We start from the raw sequence: 16,583 nt of genomic DNA on the forward strand, positions 1-16,583 counted from the left end.
CTAAATAGGAAAGCATAACTCAACTACCGTTTGACCGGGAGCCGATTGTACTTTTATTTCTCCTTTATGATGTTGCATAATTTTCATTACGGTACTCAGGCCCAGTCCGGTGCCCTTTCCTACTTCTTTGGTGGTGTAAAAAGGCTCAAAAATATGGTTTTTAACATCTTCAGGTATTCCTGTTCCGTTGTCTGTTATATGAATCATCACAAAATTATTGGTCTTTTTGGTGGCAATATCCAGTTGTCCGCCCTTGTGCGGTAAAGCATCTATAGCGTTATCTATAATATTGGTCCATACTTGGTTTAGCTCTCCGGGAAGTCCGTGTACTGTAGTTACATTTTCATCAAGATCAAGGAGAACCTTATGTCCGGCTTTCTCGAGTTTATGGTTCATAATGGTAAGTGTATTGCGAATACCCTCATGAACACTCACCGGTTGAAAATCAGGGTTGCGATCCATATAGGAATACGATTTTACTGATTTTATAAGGTTTTCTATTCTTTGCGAAGCCTCACTTATCTCAGAAACCGTTTTTTGGGTGGTCATGTTTTGAACGATCCAGCGTAATATGGGATAAAAATCTTCATTGCGAAGTTTGTCTTTGATGTCCAATAAATCATCTACAGAAAAGTTATACTCTACCAGCAGGTTAATGAGGTCATCCGGGTCACCCACCTCGCAATTTTCAAACCAATCCATAAAAGCATCTTCCCGCTCAGCACGTTCCACGAGGGAAAGATATACATAGGGTTGATTTATTTTTCGGAACATAAGTTCATTGATCGCATCAATAGTGGCATCATCAGCCCTTATTTTTATCACGGCTTTGAAACCTTCGGGAAGCAATGACAGGTGCTGATGTAACAAAGCCGCACTTCGCACCATGGCAGAAGCCGGATTATTTAGCTCATGTGCCAGACCGGCGGCAATTTTCCCTAAAGCAATCAGTTTTTCGTTTTGTACCTGTACCTGTGTAAAACTGCGGATTCGATTGTTCATTTCATGAACAAAAGTTTCTGTAAGTTCATAATGATCGGTGATCATTTCCTTAAACCTGCTTTTGTGTAGTGAAGCCACCTGAGACGGTATATTGGCTCTTCCAAAGCCGGAAGCATTTTTTAATCGTGAGAAAGGAAGCAACCCTGAGATATCCCCCTTTTGTAAAAGACCTATTGCTTTTTTAGAGCCTTCTTCCTGTGAATAGATCTCAAATTCTCCCGAAACTATAAGATGGAGGTTTTCTACCGGGTCTCCTTTTTTGAAAAGAAAATCTCCTTTTTCAAAATTGTGAACCTCCATATGATCTGCCAGCCACTGCAGAGACGTTCCCTTTAGATTTTGCAATTGATTAAATTTTGTGAAGGTGCTAATGGGAAGCCTGTTTGTCATTATAAATACGCGTTTTATTGTATATAAAAATAATGATAATAATAGCAAATAGCACGACTACTTTTGTCAAAACTGTTAAATTAGTAACAAACAGAAAATATGGCCCATAACCACAACGGTAAGAATTCTTTCATGCTTATCCTTTCTCATAAAAGGTATGCTTCTCCGGCTATGGTTTTTTTTATCATGAATGTATTGTTTGGTACCTGGGCGCTCTATATACCTGCTATAAAAGATCAACTTCAAATTGATGAAGGAGCCATTGGGCTGGCTGTTTTTTTTATGGCACTGGGAACGCTTACAATGCTTTTTATGGCACCTTACCTTATTAAAAAGTGGGGAGTGGGGCGTGCTACTGCTTTTGGCGGACTGGCGATGATTTTTTGTTTTGCAGGGCCTTTTATGGCACAAACGTATGTGATGTTATGTACGGGGCTTTATCTGGTGGGGGCATCTACCGGATTTACTGATATAGCGATGAATACCCTGGTTACCGAAGTTGAAAAGGAAGACCGCATTCACATAATGTCTGCAAATCACGGCTTTTTTAGTCTGGGAGGTATGATAAGTGCAGGAATAGGTACTTTTTTTCTCCCCTATGTGAATGAGCCCTTAAATCATATACTGGTAGTGATAGGTATCTGTTTGGTTGTACATCTTTTTTTAGTTAAGAATTATTTTTATATACAGTCTGATATTATTGAAAAACCCGGCTTTGACCTGAAACATTTTCGTCCGTTGGTTTTGCTGGGAGTGATAGGGTTTTTGGTAATGGCAAGTGAAGGAGCTATAGTTGACTGGAGTGCTTTATACCTGGAAAAAGTGTCGCTTGCCTCGAAAACTTTTATAGGCTTTGGATATACGGCCTTTTCTTTTATGATGGCACTGGGCCGCTTTTTAGGTGATAAGGTAAGTCAAAAATACGGTTCCCGGAATATTGTACTTATTGGGAGTTTTCTGGGGGGGCTGGGCTTTTTATGTGTGCTTTTAGAATTTACAATATTTGCGGTTTTTGGATTCGGGCTGGTAGGGTTGGGCTTATCAGCCATTGTACCTGAGCTTTTCCGGTTAGGCGGAAAAACCAAAGGTGTAGATAGTGCCAAAGGAATATCTTTTGTTGCCGGTTCTGGTTTTGCAGGTTTTCTTTTGGGCCCGGTTTTTCTTGGTTTTCTGGCACGTACCAGTAGCTTAAAGCTTAGTTTTATTGCTCTTTTTTTGTTTACCGTTATTTCTTTTTTAGCCGGTTTCCGAATAAAAAAGTAAAATTTTTTATTTAGTAAATACCTCTATATCTGTAAAATATAATTTCCAGTTACTCTCATCTTTGTTTCGGTCTGTAGCGATCAAGATTCCGTTATAATTAACGTGGTTTTCCCAAGTGGTAATTAAAGAGGGTTCCGGTGTATTTGCTTTTCTAAACACCCATTCTTTAATAAGATAATCATCTTCAAAATAGAGATCATAAGCATCTCCCGGGGTATATCCTCCTTCTGTGGGATATGTAACCGTGAGCTTTTGCATGGTTTTCCCGCTTATGGGAGCCGTTGTCGTTTCAATATGATCTAATTGAGTACCCTGATCCCACATAAGGTTAAACGGGGCCAGCAGCCAGAATTTATCATTAATAAACCCCCGGTCCACTTTCATCGCAAGGCTGTCTATCGCATTTCTTGAGTAAGAAATGGTATCTCCGGCAAGGATCATAGTAACTTCATTGGCTTTGGTGTTCCACTGCCAATGTCTCTCAAAGTGCGTGGTATCTCTGTCCACATTAAATGTAAACCGGATCTCTTTTACATTTTTCCAGTTTTCAAAACCATGAGCCCTGGCAATCTTTTCAGGTACCGTATAGGGTTTTTCAGGAGCACTTTCTTTTGATCCTTTATCGGTTTTACAGGATGAAAATATTATAATTAGAAGGAAGACGGTGAGAATTCTCATAAATACTTTTTAGTTAAAGGTACAAATAAATAGAATGAACGCAAGTCACTTTTATGAAGAGGTATATATCTTGGTTTTATACCTGTTTTGGGTACAAAAAACGGATAAATTTTTATATTTTAGACCTCTAAAATTTATACGAATATGAGTACAAAAAAAGATAAGATACAAGACCTTATAGATACTAAACTGCTGGAAGAGCGCAAGGTATTTTTGTGGGGAGAGGTAGATGATGATTCTGCAAAACATGTTATTGACCGTTTGTTGTACCTGGACCTTGTTAGCAATGATGAGATCCAGCTTATTATAAACAGTCCCGGAGGGTATGTTACCTCGGGATTTGCTATTTATGATACACTAAAATCCCTTAAGAGCCCGGTTTCTACGGTTTGTACGGGGCTGGCAGCTTCTATGGGGTCTATTTTGTTATCTGCAGGTGAAAAAGGCCGTAGGTTTGTGTATCCTCATGGAAAAGTAATGATCCACCAGCCTAGTGGAGGGGCTCAGGGCCAGGCCTCCAATATTGAAATACAGGCTCGGGAAATTATAAAAACCAGGGAAATAGGAGCTAAAATACTTGCCGAAAATTGTGGACAAACGGTAGAAAAGGTTATGAAAGACTTCAATCGGGATTACTGGATGGATGCCGAAGAATCAGTAACGTATGGTATTGTAGATGGTATTATGGGTGCTTAAGGATTTTGTGAAAATATATTTGAAAACGGCTTTCTGAATGAAAGCTGTTTTTTTGTTAGGTTTGTTTAAAAGAAGAGTTTTGTTAAATTAGGTTTTAGGATGTTTTCTCTATTTTTTTATAAGGAATAACAGCACTACTTCCCGCATGCGCTACAGACTTTCGGGTTGCAATGGTTATTCCCCGGAAGTGGTTGCAGGAATACCTCCTGGTTTGTAAACATAATTAGTGATATCCTAAGGCAGATTGGTAGTACTCATAGCTTGTTAATTTATGATTTATCTAAAAATAAAGAAAAATATTACAAAAAAATAGCGTACAAATACCTGAAATTCCTTAGATTTTAAATTATTTATGAAATATACCTCATAGGAAGAGTAAATATTGGAAGAATTAACGTTGTTTTTCCATTCGTACTTTAAAGCTTACTTCTACCTCATTACCTGCCTTTACTACACCCAATAAGGCTTTTGGCGGTTTTATACCATAGTCTGTCATTTTAAGTGGTTTTTCCCCTGATAGCCATATGCCGTTAGTATCTGTCTCTATCTGCAGAGATAGTGAAACCGGCTTTTTAACACCCGCTGTGGTAAGATAACCATTGCATTCTAGGGTATAGTGGTTATCGCCGTTCTTTGATACAGATGTGACTTCCTGTAACTGAAAGTTTATAGTAGGGAACAAAGAAGATTGTAATGCCCTGTACATACTTTTTTCCATGCCTTTTTTACCACTTTTTAAACCGTTACTTACTACCGTAACCTGTAAATCTTTAAGAGTGGTAACATCTGAAAGGTCTTTAAAAGTGGTTACAACAGTATAATGGGTTGCATTCACCGTCCAGTCGTGAAGGGTAGAAGTGCCGGAGACTTTTAAGACGGATACATCACGGTTGAGGTATAATTCCTGTGCCTGAACCGAGGCAACACAGCTTATAATGAAAAAGAATAGGATTAGCGTAATGCGTACCATTTGCTCAGGTATTTAAATAATTAGAACCAAAACATACATTGATGCTACCCGGGCACCCTGAGTTTTCACATAAAAGATACTTAATTCTAAGCAATTATTTCATTGTGGTGATAACTAATCTTTAAAAAACCCCGAAAAGATCTATGGTAGAAACATAAAACCCGGCCAAAAGAACCATGCTTAAAACCAATATGTGAAAGAAATACCGCCCTTGTGTAATTTCATAGGTTTTAAAACCAAAAGCAAAGGTACCTATTAAGAGCATTGCGTATTTAACGGTAGAATCATAAAAATACCATCGTGTCAGTTTTAATTCGGGCATAATATCTACAGAAGCAGTAAAAGTTTGAATTTCCTGCCTTAAAAAGATAAAAACGAAAGAAAATTTAACGAGTTCTGCGATCATGAACACAATTACAGATGTTTTAATACCTTCCAGAAGTACGGGCGTACTTATTTTTAGATCAAAGACCTGAATAACAAAGTAACATATTCCGGTTATAAGGAGCAAAACAATCATTGAGACGATAGAGCTAACTATCAGACTTACATACCCGGAGACCTTAGCCGTTTCAATAATCTCTGGATTCAAAATACCAGTTACATAATATACCTTAACGGCTCCTATAGCGAGAGAAAGTATAAAATAAATAAATAGTAACTGTATAAATTCGGCAATTTTCTTTTCAGCAGTTTTTCTCATAGTTATAATACTTCAATAATAGCGGCCAATAATAATAAGCAGGTAGGAATAAGCAGTTTTTGGAATTTTGGAAGCATTTTAAGGTTAATTTTCTTCTTCAGTATAATATCTTTTATGAAATAAAAGCCTTTGAAGCCTGTATTGGCAAATAATATAAAAGCAAAAAACTCCAGTGGGATATGTTTTGAATAATACAAAAGTGTATCAAAACTAAGCACTTCAAAACCAATATGATATACAATAGCAAGAATATAACCATTCCAGAATAATACCAGTGTGGTGAGTAGGCCACCTGTAAAAAATCCCAATAGCGAAAGCATAAGGCCCACGAACAGATTATTAAGAAAAATATCAAGAAGATCAATCCCGGTTTTTATACTCTTTACGTCATCATAATCAATTCGGTACTCCTGGGAAGTAGGCGTGTCTGGTATTTCAGAGTTAAAGACAAAGTAAAATACCATCCCGAAAATAATGATCAGCAAAGCGAGTATATTACTTTTCATTCTGTCTTTTTATAGAATGTATTCTTTTAGTGAGTGTAGGATGCGTAATACCTCCTTTAGACACTTCTCCATTTGATAATCTATCCAGAGTATGCAAAGCGTTGATCATACGCTTTACGCCATTACGCTTTGCAGCATATAGATCTGCCTGGTATTCAAAATAATACTGAATTTTTCCAGGGAAATACCAAAACAAAAGCCCAACAATAACACCTGAAATAATAACTACGACTGGCTCCGGAATACCCATTTGTTCAAATAAAATTGCCTTTTGTTGCGTGAAAAAAAATAAAAACGAAAAGGTAGCAAGCACTACATTTAGAAAGTATAGTTTAAAGAGGTGATTACCTTTTAGATGTCCTACTTCATGTAACAAAATACTTTGTACTTCTTCTTCCGGCATGTTATTTACGAGATTTTCACCAACGAGAATAGTCTTTGAAAAGGGTAACACTCCGGTTGCGTATGCATTTATAACATTTCCTTTAATAATACGAACATTATACGGGCACTTAAAGTTTTTTAAGAACTGTGTAAGTTTTTCATCTTTACGATACTTACTTCCCGAAAATAAATACTTAAGCGGCGTTATGATATAATTATATGAAGGGATCAAAGCGACAAAGAATATAGCGATCAAAATTTGCATACCTGATGATGCCATAAAATCTTTTATAAGCCATAAAGCACATGCAAAAATTATGGAAAAAAAGAAAACTTCTGCAATAACAACTACTGGCTTTAAAGTGAGGTGTTCTGTAATAGGCTCTTTGTAGTGCAGGGCCACTATAGAAACCAGAACAATTCGAACTAACATGAAAGTCATGTAAAGTACAAAACCGGCAAGTATATACGCAAGCATACTATTACTATTAAAAAGTACCCCTTTGCCGCCGGCAAAGAGGTACAGTTCTCAAAATTTACAGAGCACCAAGTCCGGCACCTATAGCAACTCCAACAGGACCACCTACAAAGGCACCAATTTTTCCACCCATTTTGGCTCCGGCCCATGCTGCACCACCGGCTCCTAAAGTAGCTCCGGCTGCCTGTCCGGCTGCCTGTCCGGCTTCGGTATCAGAATCGATCATTTCTACAACGGCCCATCCGGCTTTGGCAGAAGCATTGTTTTGAAAACTTCCCATACATAATAAAAATCCGGCACTTAAAATTAATCCGAATATTGCTTGTCTCTTTTTCATAATAATAAAATTTTTTAGATTGAACTTTTTTCCTACTCTTTCGATTTTCGGTTTCTCGTCTGCACATTTTTTGGGTCATTTAGCAGCTTTCACATATTTTGACACTAGGGAGGCCAACCCATACCTATAGCCCGGATATAAGAATATATTTGTAATTGTAATTTATGAACTTCACTAATTAGCGAATACTCAACTCTTCTAGTGGGAAAGATATGTAATAAAATGTAAATTTGGAATTTGGAAATACGAAATTATTTTGCGTATCAGATAAGAAATTAATGTATTTTTTGCAAAAAAATAAGGTTTTTTAACATTAATGATGTTAATTGCTTATGATGATTATAAAAAAGAGTTTTGGAATGACATGAGTTGAAAGAGCAACGAAGGAACATCATAGCTTATGTTTTGTAAGATCAACTTACAGGGATGTTACTGTTTCTTGAGTAAGGGTTCTCTTAAAGGATCGGGGTATCGGCGTATATGTTCTCTTTCACTCTCTCTTTTGTCAATAGCTTCTCTGTCTGAGTCTGAGTTCGGGAAAAATTCATGAAATCTATCGAATACAGCTTCTAATTCTTCATCATTAGGTTGTATTCTTCGCAAGATAATACCCAGTTGTTGAGGGTCGTCTTTTAAAAGACTACTCAGTTTTTCTTTACTGGACATATACTCCATAGTCATTGAGACAACTTCTGTGCTTCCCAAAGCTTCATAAATTTTAGAGGTATATTTGCCGGTTACCGGATAAGCTCCTGCCATTCGCCCTTCTTCTTCCATGCCTTTATCATTTTCTTCTGCGGTTACGGTATTCCCGGCTTCATGGGCTCTTCGTCTTCTAAACATGGCTGCATCTTCCCATAGTTTAGGATAATTATTTTCAATATAGTGCCCAATTTCATGAACAATAAGATGTATGCCATCACCATTAGCTATTTTTATACCATCATCTGCCTGGTAAGCCCGTTGGTGCGGTTCCATCATTATTGTAACCTTTGGTGGCCGCATTTTTACCAGTAAAACCGGATCTACTATTTGATGGATAATAGCATTGGCAGCCACTAATCTGGCCGTCATTATTGATTTTACCTTTTTTTCTTCCTCTTTGCGTTTTAGGGATTCTTCATGATCGTCCATAGGGGCATACCCGCCTAGATCATCATGATAATTGACAGTAATATTACTGGATGCAACAAGATTTTCCCATGCTGTAGCCACCGTAAGCCCTTCTGAATTCTCTTCAATTTCCTTAGTGCCTTGTGAAAAAAGAGAAAAAGAACTACTCTTACCGGGTAATAACCGGAGTAGAAACTTTATAAAACTGGTATTGGCTAATGCGGTGCTAAGCTGTTTTTTGTTTTCACTTGAGGGTGTAGCTGAAATTTTTTTGTCAGCAGGACCTGCTACATAAGCCAGGTTTTCTTGTGTACGATAGGCTTCTCTTTCCTCACTTTGGGTGGGTACGGCTTCTCCGGGTCTAATGAATTGAACTGTTTTTTGAACAGAGCCTTCCTTTTTTAATTTTGGTTGAACCGGATATGGGTTTTCATTAACACTATTTTTTATTTCCGAAGCAGGTTGTGAATCACCAGCTACTTTTTGTAAATGTCTTATACGTTGTACAGGGGTACTATTACCGGCAATGTTTTCTAAAGCAGCTATTTTTTTTGTTTCGTGCCGGTTATCCTGAAAACGAAATACAAGAGAATTATCATACTGCTTTCCTGTTTGTTTTGTATTATCAGAAACAGGGCTTGTATTTTTTTTATTTGCTAAATGAAGTTTCATTAAGGTAATAACAGTCAATATGCGTATAATACATCGGTATTACATCTGTTTAAAGGTAAGAAAAAAATTGTTAAAAAAGTATGCTTCGGATACCTGTTCGTATATTTTAAATTTGGTGTAATAGATCCCGCTCATTTGTAGTAAATGAGATTGTGTTTAAAAAGTATTGCAGAAACCGGTTAAGACGGGTTTTTAACTTCAATGGTTATAAAACCTACTAAAGTGCCGTTGGCATCCTTTTTCAGGTTCACCAGAAAATGCTGGTCACTGTTGCTTATAAAGTTACGCCCCATTATTCCCGAATACTGTTTGAAATGAATATCATACCCTTCGGGAGAAGCACCAAAAACGGTAGTATGAATATGCCGGTTGTTCGCAGAACTTCCGTAATCACCTGGTAAAATAGTACTTATAAAAATACGTCCGTTCGTATTTGTTCTGGATGTCCCGTTTAAGCGTGCGGTAGATTCGTCTGTGGGATCTGTAGGTTCATAATTCCCAACAGATGAGGTGTGATAAAATTTTACTAATTGATAGGGGAGGATCTCTCTGGTCTCGGCATTTGTGAACGTAAGGCATAAGTTCAGCGGGTCTCCGGGTTCATTTATATCGGCAATGATAAGATTACTTGTAATAGGCAAAGAACGGAATTCTTGCAATAATCTTTCTTCATTTTGGGAGAGTGGCGCCATGGTACGGTTTACAGTGCAACTCACCAAACAAAATACAAGGAAAACTAAAAAATACTTTGCCATATTTTAAAGTTACTAAAAAAAGGTCATTCATGAGAATGGCCTTCGAGTCCCTTTTCTTTAAAATATTGTTTTGCTTTTTCGATGCGTACGGGATTCACCCTGAATGCGTAATTAAGGAATTTTTTCCTGGTAACTGTTGTTGGGATCTCTTTGCCGGTATGCTTTGTGACTTTTTGTTTTAATTGTGTGAAGAAAGTGTTGACTTCAGTATTTGTATTTGATTCCAAACTCAGGAATTCAAACATTCTCCACGGGTGGGTAATGCCTAAAGATCTGGCAAAACTCTCGGTTTCTTTTTCGTTCATCCAGAGGTGATAAGACAGGGCTTCCCAGCTATATGTGATTCTGCCAACTACTTTTCTTTCTTTTTTCCAGTCACCAAAGTTTAACATGGCAATAACAGATAAAGAATCTTTATACGTCCTGATCCTGTCTGGTATAAACTTATATTTCTTAACGCCTTCTTGAAAAGTCAGGGAATCAATAGTAATTTGGTGATCGCGATCCAGGTATTTATAGCTATAAGTTAAAAAATCGATTTCTTCTTCTTTTTCCTGTGCAAATGAAACTAAGCAAATACATATCGCAAGTAAAGTGATCTTCATATTCTACTGTTTTAACATTATTATCTGCACTCACCGTGCCATGTAAGCCCGCATGATGAGTCATAAAACGCATCTTCTGCATGTGTAATAAGGCGACAATCTGTAACTGCATAAGCTACACAGGGTAAACGCCACCCTTTTTCTATATCACTTTGTGATAAAATAGTTGTTGTTTCATGATTAACACCGCCATCTGTTAAAAAGGCAATGCATGTAGTGCTGGAACCTGCCCGCTCATTGTAAGGTAATTGCAAACCGTATTCTTCTGCTGTATCTAAAATGGAAGTGGTTTCCCAAATAAACTGCCTTATTTTAGTTTCTATACCTGTTTGTCTGTTTAATAAATAGATGTTGTATGCGAGATCTCTGTCTTGTAAAGATGATTTATTGTGTGGAGATACAATTGTCTTGTTCTGTTTTTCAATCATACGCTCTTTAAGAAAGCTGTGATAATTTTCTACAGTCTCAAACTGCTGCAAAATATATTCTTTTGAAGCTTCTGTATAGGGTTTAGGAAAATTATACTTTTGCTGAATATCTTCAAAGGTTAATGAGGTGGTTTCTGCCTGAATTTCTGTATCATTATTACATGAAGCAAGAAATAGTATGATTGTAAATAGAAAGATATTTATATTTTTCATGATATATTGATTTAGGTTGTTTGTAAAAATACATATAAAGTTTTTTCTTTCAAAAAAGCAATGTCAAAATCTTAAAAAATTAATTGTTTTCAAACACTGCAACAGCTCTTACGGGAGATCCTGTACCACCTCATATTTTTAAAGGGAGGGCAATAAAGCTAAAGTACCCTTTCTCTTATAAAAGATCAAGGTTTGTCGTGTTTTCATAATGCATGAGTTCCACTTTTCTGTATATGGGATGTACTTCCATATATACTTTGGTAAGGCTGTTAAATACAGGCATGCCGTCATATTTGCCGGCTCAGGTTTATGATCTTTTTTTATGGATAACAAGTTTTTCGAAAAGGAATTTTCCTGCAAAACACAAATTTAAATAATAAAAAAGGCTTTCCTGAAAAAAGAAAGCCTTTACCATGATTAAAAACTAAATTCCCTTTATTCAACCAATAAGGTGTATTGAGGGGTAGGGTTCAAAGGGCAGAAATAAACATATTCTCCCTTTTTTAAGAGTACCTCTTTAGAGGTTGCGGTCTCTCCATTAGCAATGGTTTTTTGTAAATACGCATTTTTGATATGATATTTTTGGTCAGTTTTACCTTTGGGAGCCAGAACAAAACCAACCTTGCGATCTACACCCTCGTTGGTAACTTCAAAAACGTAATTGCCGGGTGCAAGCCGTACTTCTTTCTGGGTAAATTCGCCTTCGGTTTGTTTTAGAGACACTTTTTCCTGTGCAGACAGGGAAGCCACAAAGGCAAAAATAATTACAATAGAGCTAAAAAACTTTTTCATGACAGATTATTATTAGTAAAGATTTATATTAAACATTTGAGGTTTCGAGCGAGGGGGCCAAAGGAAAATCAATGGCTACTTTGGTAGCCTTATGAAGGTAGTTGGTAATGGTTTTGTCACCTACAAGAACAATGGTATCTATAAAATGTTCTTTGGTATAACCTGCATTAAAAAATGCATTTAGAATATTCTCGTCCAGATTTCCTCTGTTCTTGGTCAGGTTTTTAGCAAGGGCTGCCAGTGCGTCTAACTTCTCATCAAAAGGGGCTGTCCCAGATCGTAATTCGAGTACTTGCTCTTCGGTAAAGCCATTTACTTTGGCAATAGCCGTGTGGGCAGATAAACAATAGGTACATTCGTTTACCTGGCTTACCACAAGGTTTACCACTTCTTTTTCCTTATTGTTCAATGAAGTTTTTGCTCCCTGAAGATCCAAATACGTTTTAAGAGCATTTTCTGAATACGCATAGGTAGCATAGATATTAGGTACGAAACCTAATTTGCTTTGCAGGTTATCAAAAATTGCCTGATTTTGAGCACTTACGTTTTCTCTGGTTAATATTTCAAAATGATTCATCAGATAATATTTTTATGTTATTAATAGTTTACTGTTCAATCTCCTTATTAGGTTTGTATCTATTGAACGGTACAAAGTTGCGATGAATCAGAAGGGTAATAAAGGGTATTTTTTCCCGATAGTTTGTCAATTTTTCCCGTGTTGCCATATTTCACGAAAAAAAAGCTCATGACATTTAAAACTATATGTACAACAGAATTTTAGAGGGCACTTATGCTCATACCTCCATCGGCAATAAGATTTTGACCGGTTATGTAAGAGGCCTTGTCCATAGAAAGAAAAGCAACCACAGCGGCTATTTCTTCGGGTTGTGCTACTCTTTGCATAGGAGTTCGTTTAATGATATAATCCAAACGTTCTTTCTGTTCAAATACAGGTTGGGTCAACGGGGTTTGTGTGTACCATGGTGAAACGGCATTTACCCGAATACCATCTGAGGCCCATTCTGTAGCCAGGCTTCGTGTTTGTTGTAATATACCGGCTTTTGCCATAGCATACGGAGCGCCTGACCGAACATCCTGAATACCTGCAGAAGAAGCAATATTGATAATAGATGCTGCCTGTGCCTTTTTGAGTAGCGGATAAAACATACGGCTTAGTTCAAAAGGGGCTAAGAGGTTTACGGCTATAATTTTCTGGTATTCGTCCTCAGTATATTCAAGAGCCTTTTTACGTATGTTTATACCGGCATTATTTACAAGGATATCGAGTGTTTTGAAATGGGAGCTAACAAATTGCAGAATGCGTTCCCGGTCTTTGGTTGAAGATACATCTGCTGCTATTCCATAGATGGTTTTTCCTTTTTTCTGCCATTTTTTTTCTAAAGCAGTAACTGCATTTTTATTACGGGCTACAAATAGTACAAATGCTTCTAATGCCAAAAGCTCTTCAACGACCGCACAACCAATGCCCTTAGTGCCTCCCGTAACCAAAGCCTTTTTACCTTTAAGGTGCCACATATTATTTGATTATAAGTCACTAAAGGTATTAAAAAGCTTTTGTATTCTAATAACAGGTTTTAACGGCTAAATGCTATTAAGGGAATTTGTTCTTTATAGTGCCAAAGCACAATGGCAGAAAGTATAAAAGTTACCAATGCCATTAGAAAGAGGGCGCCGCCGTCATTATTAACTTCTATACCCAGTAGAGTTAGGTGCATAATAATAGCACCCCCAATAGTCGCCAAGGTCATAAGAGCTCCTATCCATATAGTACGGGGTAACAGCAGTAAAATTGCAGCAATAAGTTCTACTATTCCCGTGGCGATTCGTCCGTAGGGCTCTATTCCTGTTTTAGTAAAAATATATACACTATCCGGATGAGCCGAAAATTTAAACCGCAGGGTTTGTAATAGAATAACCGCTATGAGCATGCGCAAAAGCAGAGGGGTTAATGTTTTAAGGGTTTTTATTTTTAACATGTTCTTGGTTAGGTATTAAGGGTTCAGACTTTGATAGATATATGCTTCCGGTTGAATTTGTTTTTTAAAGGCGAGGGGAGAACATCCGGTGTGTTTTTTGAAAAGTCGGCTAAAATGAGAGGCATCTTCAAAGCCCAACTCATACGCGATCTCTTTTCCTGTTTTTTGAGAATATACCAGAAGACGTTTTGCTTCGACTATGATACGGTTATGGATAATCTGCAGCGGACTTTTTCCATATTCTGAAAAGGTATTTGCGAGTGTTTTAGGCGACTTATTCATGGCAGATGCATAAAAAGTAACCTGGTGAGCCTCTCTAAAGTGGTTTTCTACCAGCATATTAAAAGTCCTTAACATATTGGAATGCACCTTGTACCTGTCTGAAAAACCATTTTTTTGTTTGAATATGCGGGTAGATTTAATAATAAAACGGGCCATTAACATACGTAACATTTCTGCCTGGATCGTATCAGACGTTTGCATTTCTTCCAGAAACACTTCCTGAAGAAGATTAAAACTACGAGTAGCGGCAGGAGGCAGGTGCATAATGGGAATATGTGTATCACTAAAAAAGAGAAGCCCGGCACAACTCACTTCCTTTTCATGATCCTTAATGCAATAAAACTCACGATTAAACTGATATACTAATACATCGCTTCCTTCAGAATATGTGAAGTATTGTAAAGGATTTAAAGCGACAATATGATCAGGAGGAATCTCATAGGGTACGCTATCTACTACAATACGTATGGAATGATGTGTGGTGCGTATAAACGTATATAAATCCAGTACTTTGGGTATATCATAACCGGTTAGTAATTCTTCATCTGCAATTTTAAGCATAGCATCTGTAGAAAACTCTTTAAAAATATGTACCATGTCACCTTAGTCCGTAAAACATGAAGAACATTACAATTAAAATACCCTCTTTGTTTTTCAAAGAGGGTGAGAAGTGAAAATATATAGGCGCATAAAGCGGAAAATAGAATTGTAAGACTTTTAATATATACGATAAAAAAAGATACTTTGGATTTTGAATGGTTTTTTTAAAAACGATCTGGGTTCTGAATAATATCTTCAGCACGTTTTTTGATCTGCCGGAGAGTGTCTGTATCCATTTTATCAAGCAAACTATACATCATTCGCATGCGATGGTTATTTTTCAGGAATTCTCTTTTTTCATCGAGAAAGTTCCAGTACAAGGAATTAAACGGACAACTGTTCTCACTTATTTTTTCTTTTATATTATAACTGCAGGATGCACAGTAGTTACTCATTTTATTAATATAGCTTCCGCTTGAAACATAGGGCTTGGTAGCTAATAGTCCCCCGTCTGCATATTGGCTCATTCCTCGTGTGTTAGTGATCTCCACCCATTGAATAGCATCTGCATATATACCTAAATACCATTCATCTACTTTGTCTGGATGAACTTGAGCAAGTAAAGCAAAATTGCCGGTAATCATTAATCGCTGAATGTGATGAGCATACGCATGATCCAGACTTTGCGAGATACTTTTTTGAAGACAGTTCATCTGTGTATCGCCGGTCCAGTAAAAATTGGGTAAGGGGTTATGATTGTCAAGTTTATTAAGCTTTTCATAGGCAGGCATCTCTTTCCAGTATATACCTCTTACATATTCTCTCCAGCCTAAAATTTGTCGTACAAAACCTTCTATCTGAGAGACATGAATATGGTCTTTATGCTGCTCGTAGTAATGCACGGTAGTATGAATAACTTCTTTTGGTGTAAGCATCTTGGTATTAAGTGCAAAAGATAACCGGGAATGAAAGAGAAATTTTTCCTGGGTGTGCATAGCGTCCTGATAATCCCCAAAATGCATCAATAAATGCTCACAAAAATAATCAAGGAGGTCAAGGCTTTCTTCACGGTTTACCGGCCACCAGAACTCGTCCTCATCACTGTTTCCAAAAGTGATTACTTCTGCTTTTTGTAATTGATTAATTATAGTAGCGATCTCTCTTTTAAAAGTAAATGAGGTGGGTATTTGCGGGGAGCCTTTCCATTTTTTACGATTACTTTGGTCAAAATTCCATTGTCCGCCTATAGGTGTGTCACCTTGCATAAGTATTGCATGTTTTTTACGCATCATCCTATAAAAGCTCTCCATTAACAGTTGTTTTTTTCCTTTAAAAAAATTGGCGAGTTCTTCCCTGTTAGTATAGAAGTGCTCTGTATCTGCATAAGAGGTTTTTATGGACAGAGTATTTGAAATTACTTTTAATTGCTGGTCCAGACGATATTCATCTGGTAACTGATATTCAAAAACTTCTATATTGTATTTAGAGACCAACTCACTTATTATTGAGGACAGTGTTTTGGAACTTTCCAAATGGTCAATTTCATAATATATAATCTCATGTCCCTGATTTTTTAACCAGTTCTTGAAATGACGCATAGCCATAAAAAATGCTACTATTTTCTGAATGTGGTGTTTTACATACTCAGCTTCCTGTTTCATTTCGGCCATAAAATACACTACATTACTATCGACTTTGGTAAACCAACTATGTTGATAATTTAACTGGTCTCCTAAAATGAGCCTTAGTGTTTTTTTCATGCTTGTTTAATTAAGAAAT

19 protein-coding genes are annotated in these 16,583 nt (G+C 37.0%); 2 read left to right on the plus strand and 17 right to left on the minus strand.

What is annotated here, in order from left to right; genetic code table 11:
- Positions 1–1,347: an ATP-binding protein gene (locus WAO84_RS08945; RefSeq protein ID WP_340065223.1), complete on the minus strand. Its 1,347-nt coding sequence runs from the start codon at positions 1,345–1,347 to the stop codon at positions 1–3.
- 144 nt (positions 1,348–1,491) lie between these two features.
- Between WAO84_RS08945 and WAO84_RS08950 the strand changes: the two genes are divergently transcribed.
- Positions 1,492–2,655: an MFS transporter gene (locus WAO84_RS08950; RefSeq protein WP_340065224.1), complete on the plus strand. Its 1,164-nt coding sequence runs from the start codon at positions 1,492–1,494 to the stop codon at positions 2,653–2,655.
- 6 nt (positions 2,656–2,661) lie between these two features.
- On the opposite strand, the gene WAO84_RS08955 is transcribed toward WAO84_RS08950, so the two are convergent.
- Positions 2,662–3,333, minus strand: a complete 672-nt coding sequence (locus tag WAO84_RS08955) for a hypothetical protein (RefSeq protein WP_340065225.1) — start codon at positions 3,331–3,333, stop codon at positions 2,662–2,664.
- Between the two features lie 144 nt (positions 3,334–3,477).
- Here WAO84_RS08955 and WAO84_RS08960 point away from each other — a divergent pair, with 144 nt between their 5' ends.
- Positions 3,478–4,029 carry a ClpP family protease gene (locus tag WAO84_RS08960; RefSeq protein WP_340065226.1) on the plus strand — a complete coding sequence of 184 codons (552 nt, stop codon included), beginning with the start codon at positions 3,478–3,480 and terminating at the stop codon, positions 4,027–4,029.
- Between the two features lie 391 nt (positions 4,030–4,420).
- On the opposite strand, the gene WAO84_RS08965 is transcribed toward WAO84_RS08960, so the two are convergent.
- The 15 genes from WAO84_RS08965 to WAO84_RS09035 all read right to left on the minus strand — a co-directional run bounded on the left by WAO84_RS08965 (position 4,421) and on the right by WAO84_RS09035 (position 16,564).
- Complete coding sequence (locus tag WAO84_RS08965) at positions 4,421–4,999, minus strand: YceI family protein (protein ID WP_340065228.1); 579 nt, start codon at positions 4,997–4,999, stop codon at positions 4,421–4,423.
- Between the two features lie 121 nt (positions 5,000–5,120).
- Entirely contained in the window at positions 5,121–5,702 is a 582-nt protein-coding gene (locus WAO84_RS08970) for a hypothetical protein (RefSeq protein WP_340065230.1), read from the minus strand.
- Between the two features lie 2 nt (positions 5,703–5,704).
- Positions 5,705–6,208 (minus strand): stage II sporulation protein M, encoded by a 504-nt coding sequence (locus tag WAO84_RS08975; protein WP_340065231.1) that lies wholly within the window; start codon positions 6,206–6,208, stop codon positions 5,705–5,707.
- Complete coding sequence (locus WAO84_RS08980) at positions 6,198–7,070, minus strand: M48 family metallopeptidase (RefSeq protein ID WP_340065232.1); 873 nt, start codon at positions 7,068–7,070, stop codon at positions 6,198–6,200. The genes WAO84_RS08975 and WAO84_RS08980 overlap by 11 nt, the downstream gene beginning before the upstream one ends.
- A gap of 58 nt (positions 7,071–7,128) precedes the next feature.
- Positions 7,129–7,407, minus strand: coding sequence for a hypothetical protein (locus tag WAO84_RS08985; RefSeq protein ID WP_340065234.1), 279 nt, complete (start codon positions 7,405–7,407; stop codon positions 7,129–7,131).
- Positions 7,408–7,836: 429 nt separating this feature from the next.
- Entirely contained in the window at positions 7,837–9,192 is a 1,356-nt protein-coding gene (locus tag WAO84_RS08990; RefSeq protein WP_340065236.1) for a hypothetical protein, read from the minus strand.
- 179 nt (positions 9,193–9,371) lie between these two features.
- Entirely contained in the window at positions 9,372–9,884 is a 513-nt protein-coding gene (locus tag WAO84_RS08995; RefSeq protein ID WP_340065237.1) for a peptidase associated/transthyretin-like domain-containing protein, read from the minus strand.
- Positions 9,885–9,970: 86 nt separating this feature from the next.
- Positions 9,971–10,552: a hypothetical protein gene (locus WAO84_RS09000; RefSeq protein ID WP_340065238.1), complete on the minus strand. Its 582-nt coding sequence runs from the start codon at positions 10,550–10,552 to the stop codon at positions 9,971–9,973.
- 20 nt (positions 10,553–10,572) lie between these two features.
- Positions 10,573–11,193, minus strand: a complete 621-nt coding sequence (locus WAO84_RS09005; protein WP_340065240.1) for a 2Fe-2S iron-sulfur cluster-binding protein — start codon at positions 11,191–11,193, stop codon at positions 10,573–10,575.
- Between the two features lie 435 nt (positions 11,194–11,628).
- On the minus strand, positions 11,629–11,985 hold the full coding sequence (locus WAO84_RS09010; RefSeq protein ID WP_340065241.1) for a hypothetical protein: 357 nt from the start codon (positions 11,983–11,985) through the stop codon (positions 11,629–11,631).
- A gap of 28 nt (positions 11,986–12,013) precedes the next feature.
- A complete protein-coding gene (locus WAO84_RS09015; RefSeq protein ID WP_340065242.1) occupies positions 12,014–12,562 on the minus strand; it encodes a carboxymuconolactone decarboxylase family protein in 549 nt (182 codons plus the stop codon).
- Positions 12,563–12,762: 200 nt separating this feature from the next.
- Positions 12,763–13,521 carry an SDR family oxidoreductase gene (locus WAO84_RS09020; protein WP_340065243.1) on the minus strand — a complete coding sequence of 253 codons (759 nt, stop codon included), beginning with the start codon at positions 13,519–13,521 and terminating at the stop codon, positions 12,763–12,765.
- Between the two features lie 59 nt (positions 13,522–13,580).
- Positions 13,581–13,982: a DoxX family membrane protein gene (locus WAO84_RS09025; RefSeq protein ID WP_340065244.1), complete on the minus strand. Its 402-nt coding sequence runs from the start codon at positions 13,980–13,982 to the stop codon at positions 13,581–13,583.
- Between the two features lie 15 nt (positions 13,983–13,997).
- Positions 13,998–14,861: a helix-turn-helix domain-containing protein gene (locus WAO84_RS09030; protein WP_340065245.1), complete on the minus strand. Its 864-nt coding sequence runs from the start codon at positions 14,859–14,861 to the stop codon at positions 13,998–14,000.
- A 167-nt stretch (positions 14,862–15,028) separates the two neighbouring features.
- A complete protein-coding gene (locus tag WAO84_RS09035; RefSeq protein WP_340065247.1) occupies positions 15,029–16,564 on the minus strand; it encodes a cryptochrome/photolyase family protein in 1,536 nt (511 codons plus the stop codon).
- Between the last annotated feature and the right edge of the window lie 19 nt (positions 16,565–16,583).

The organism is Ascidiimonas aurantiaca (assembly GCF_037646345.1).
In the GTDB taxonomy this organism is placed as follows: domain Bacteria; phylum Bacteroidota; class Bacteroidia; order Flavobacteriales; family Flavobacteriaceae; genus Ascidiimonas; species Ascidiimonas aurantiaca.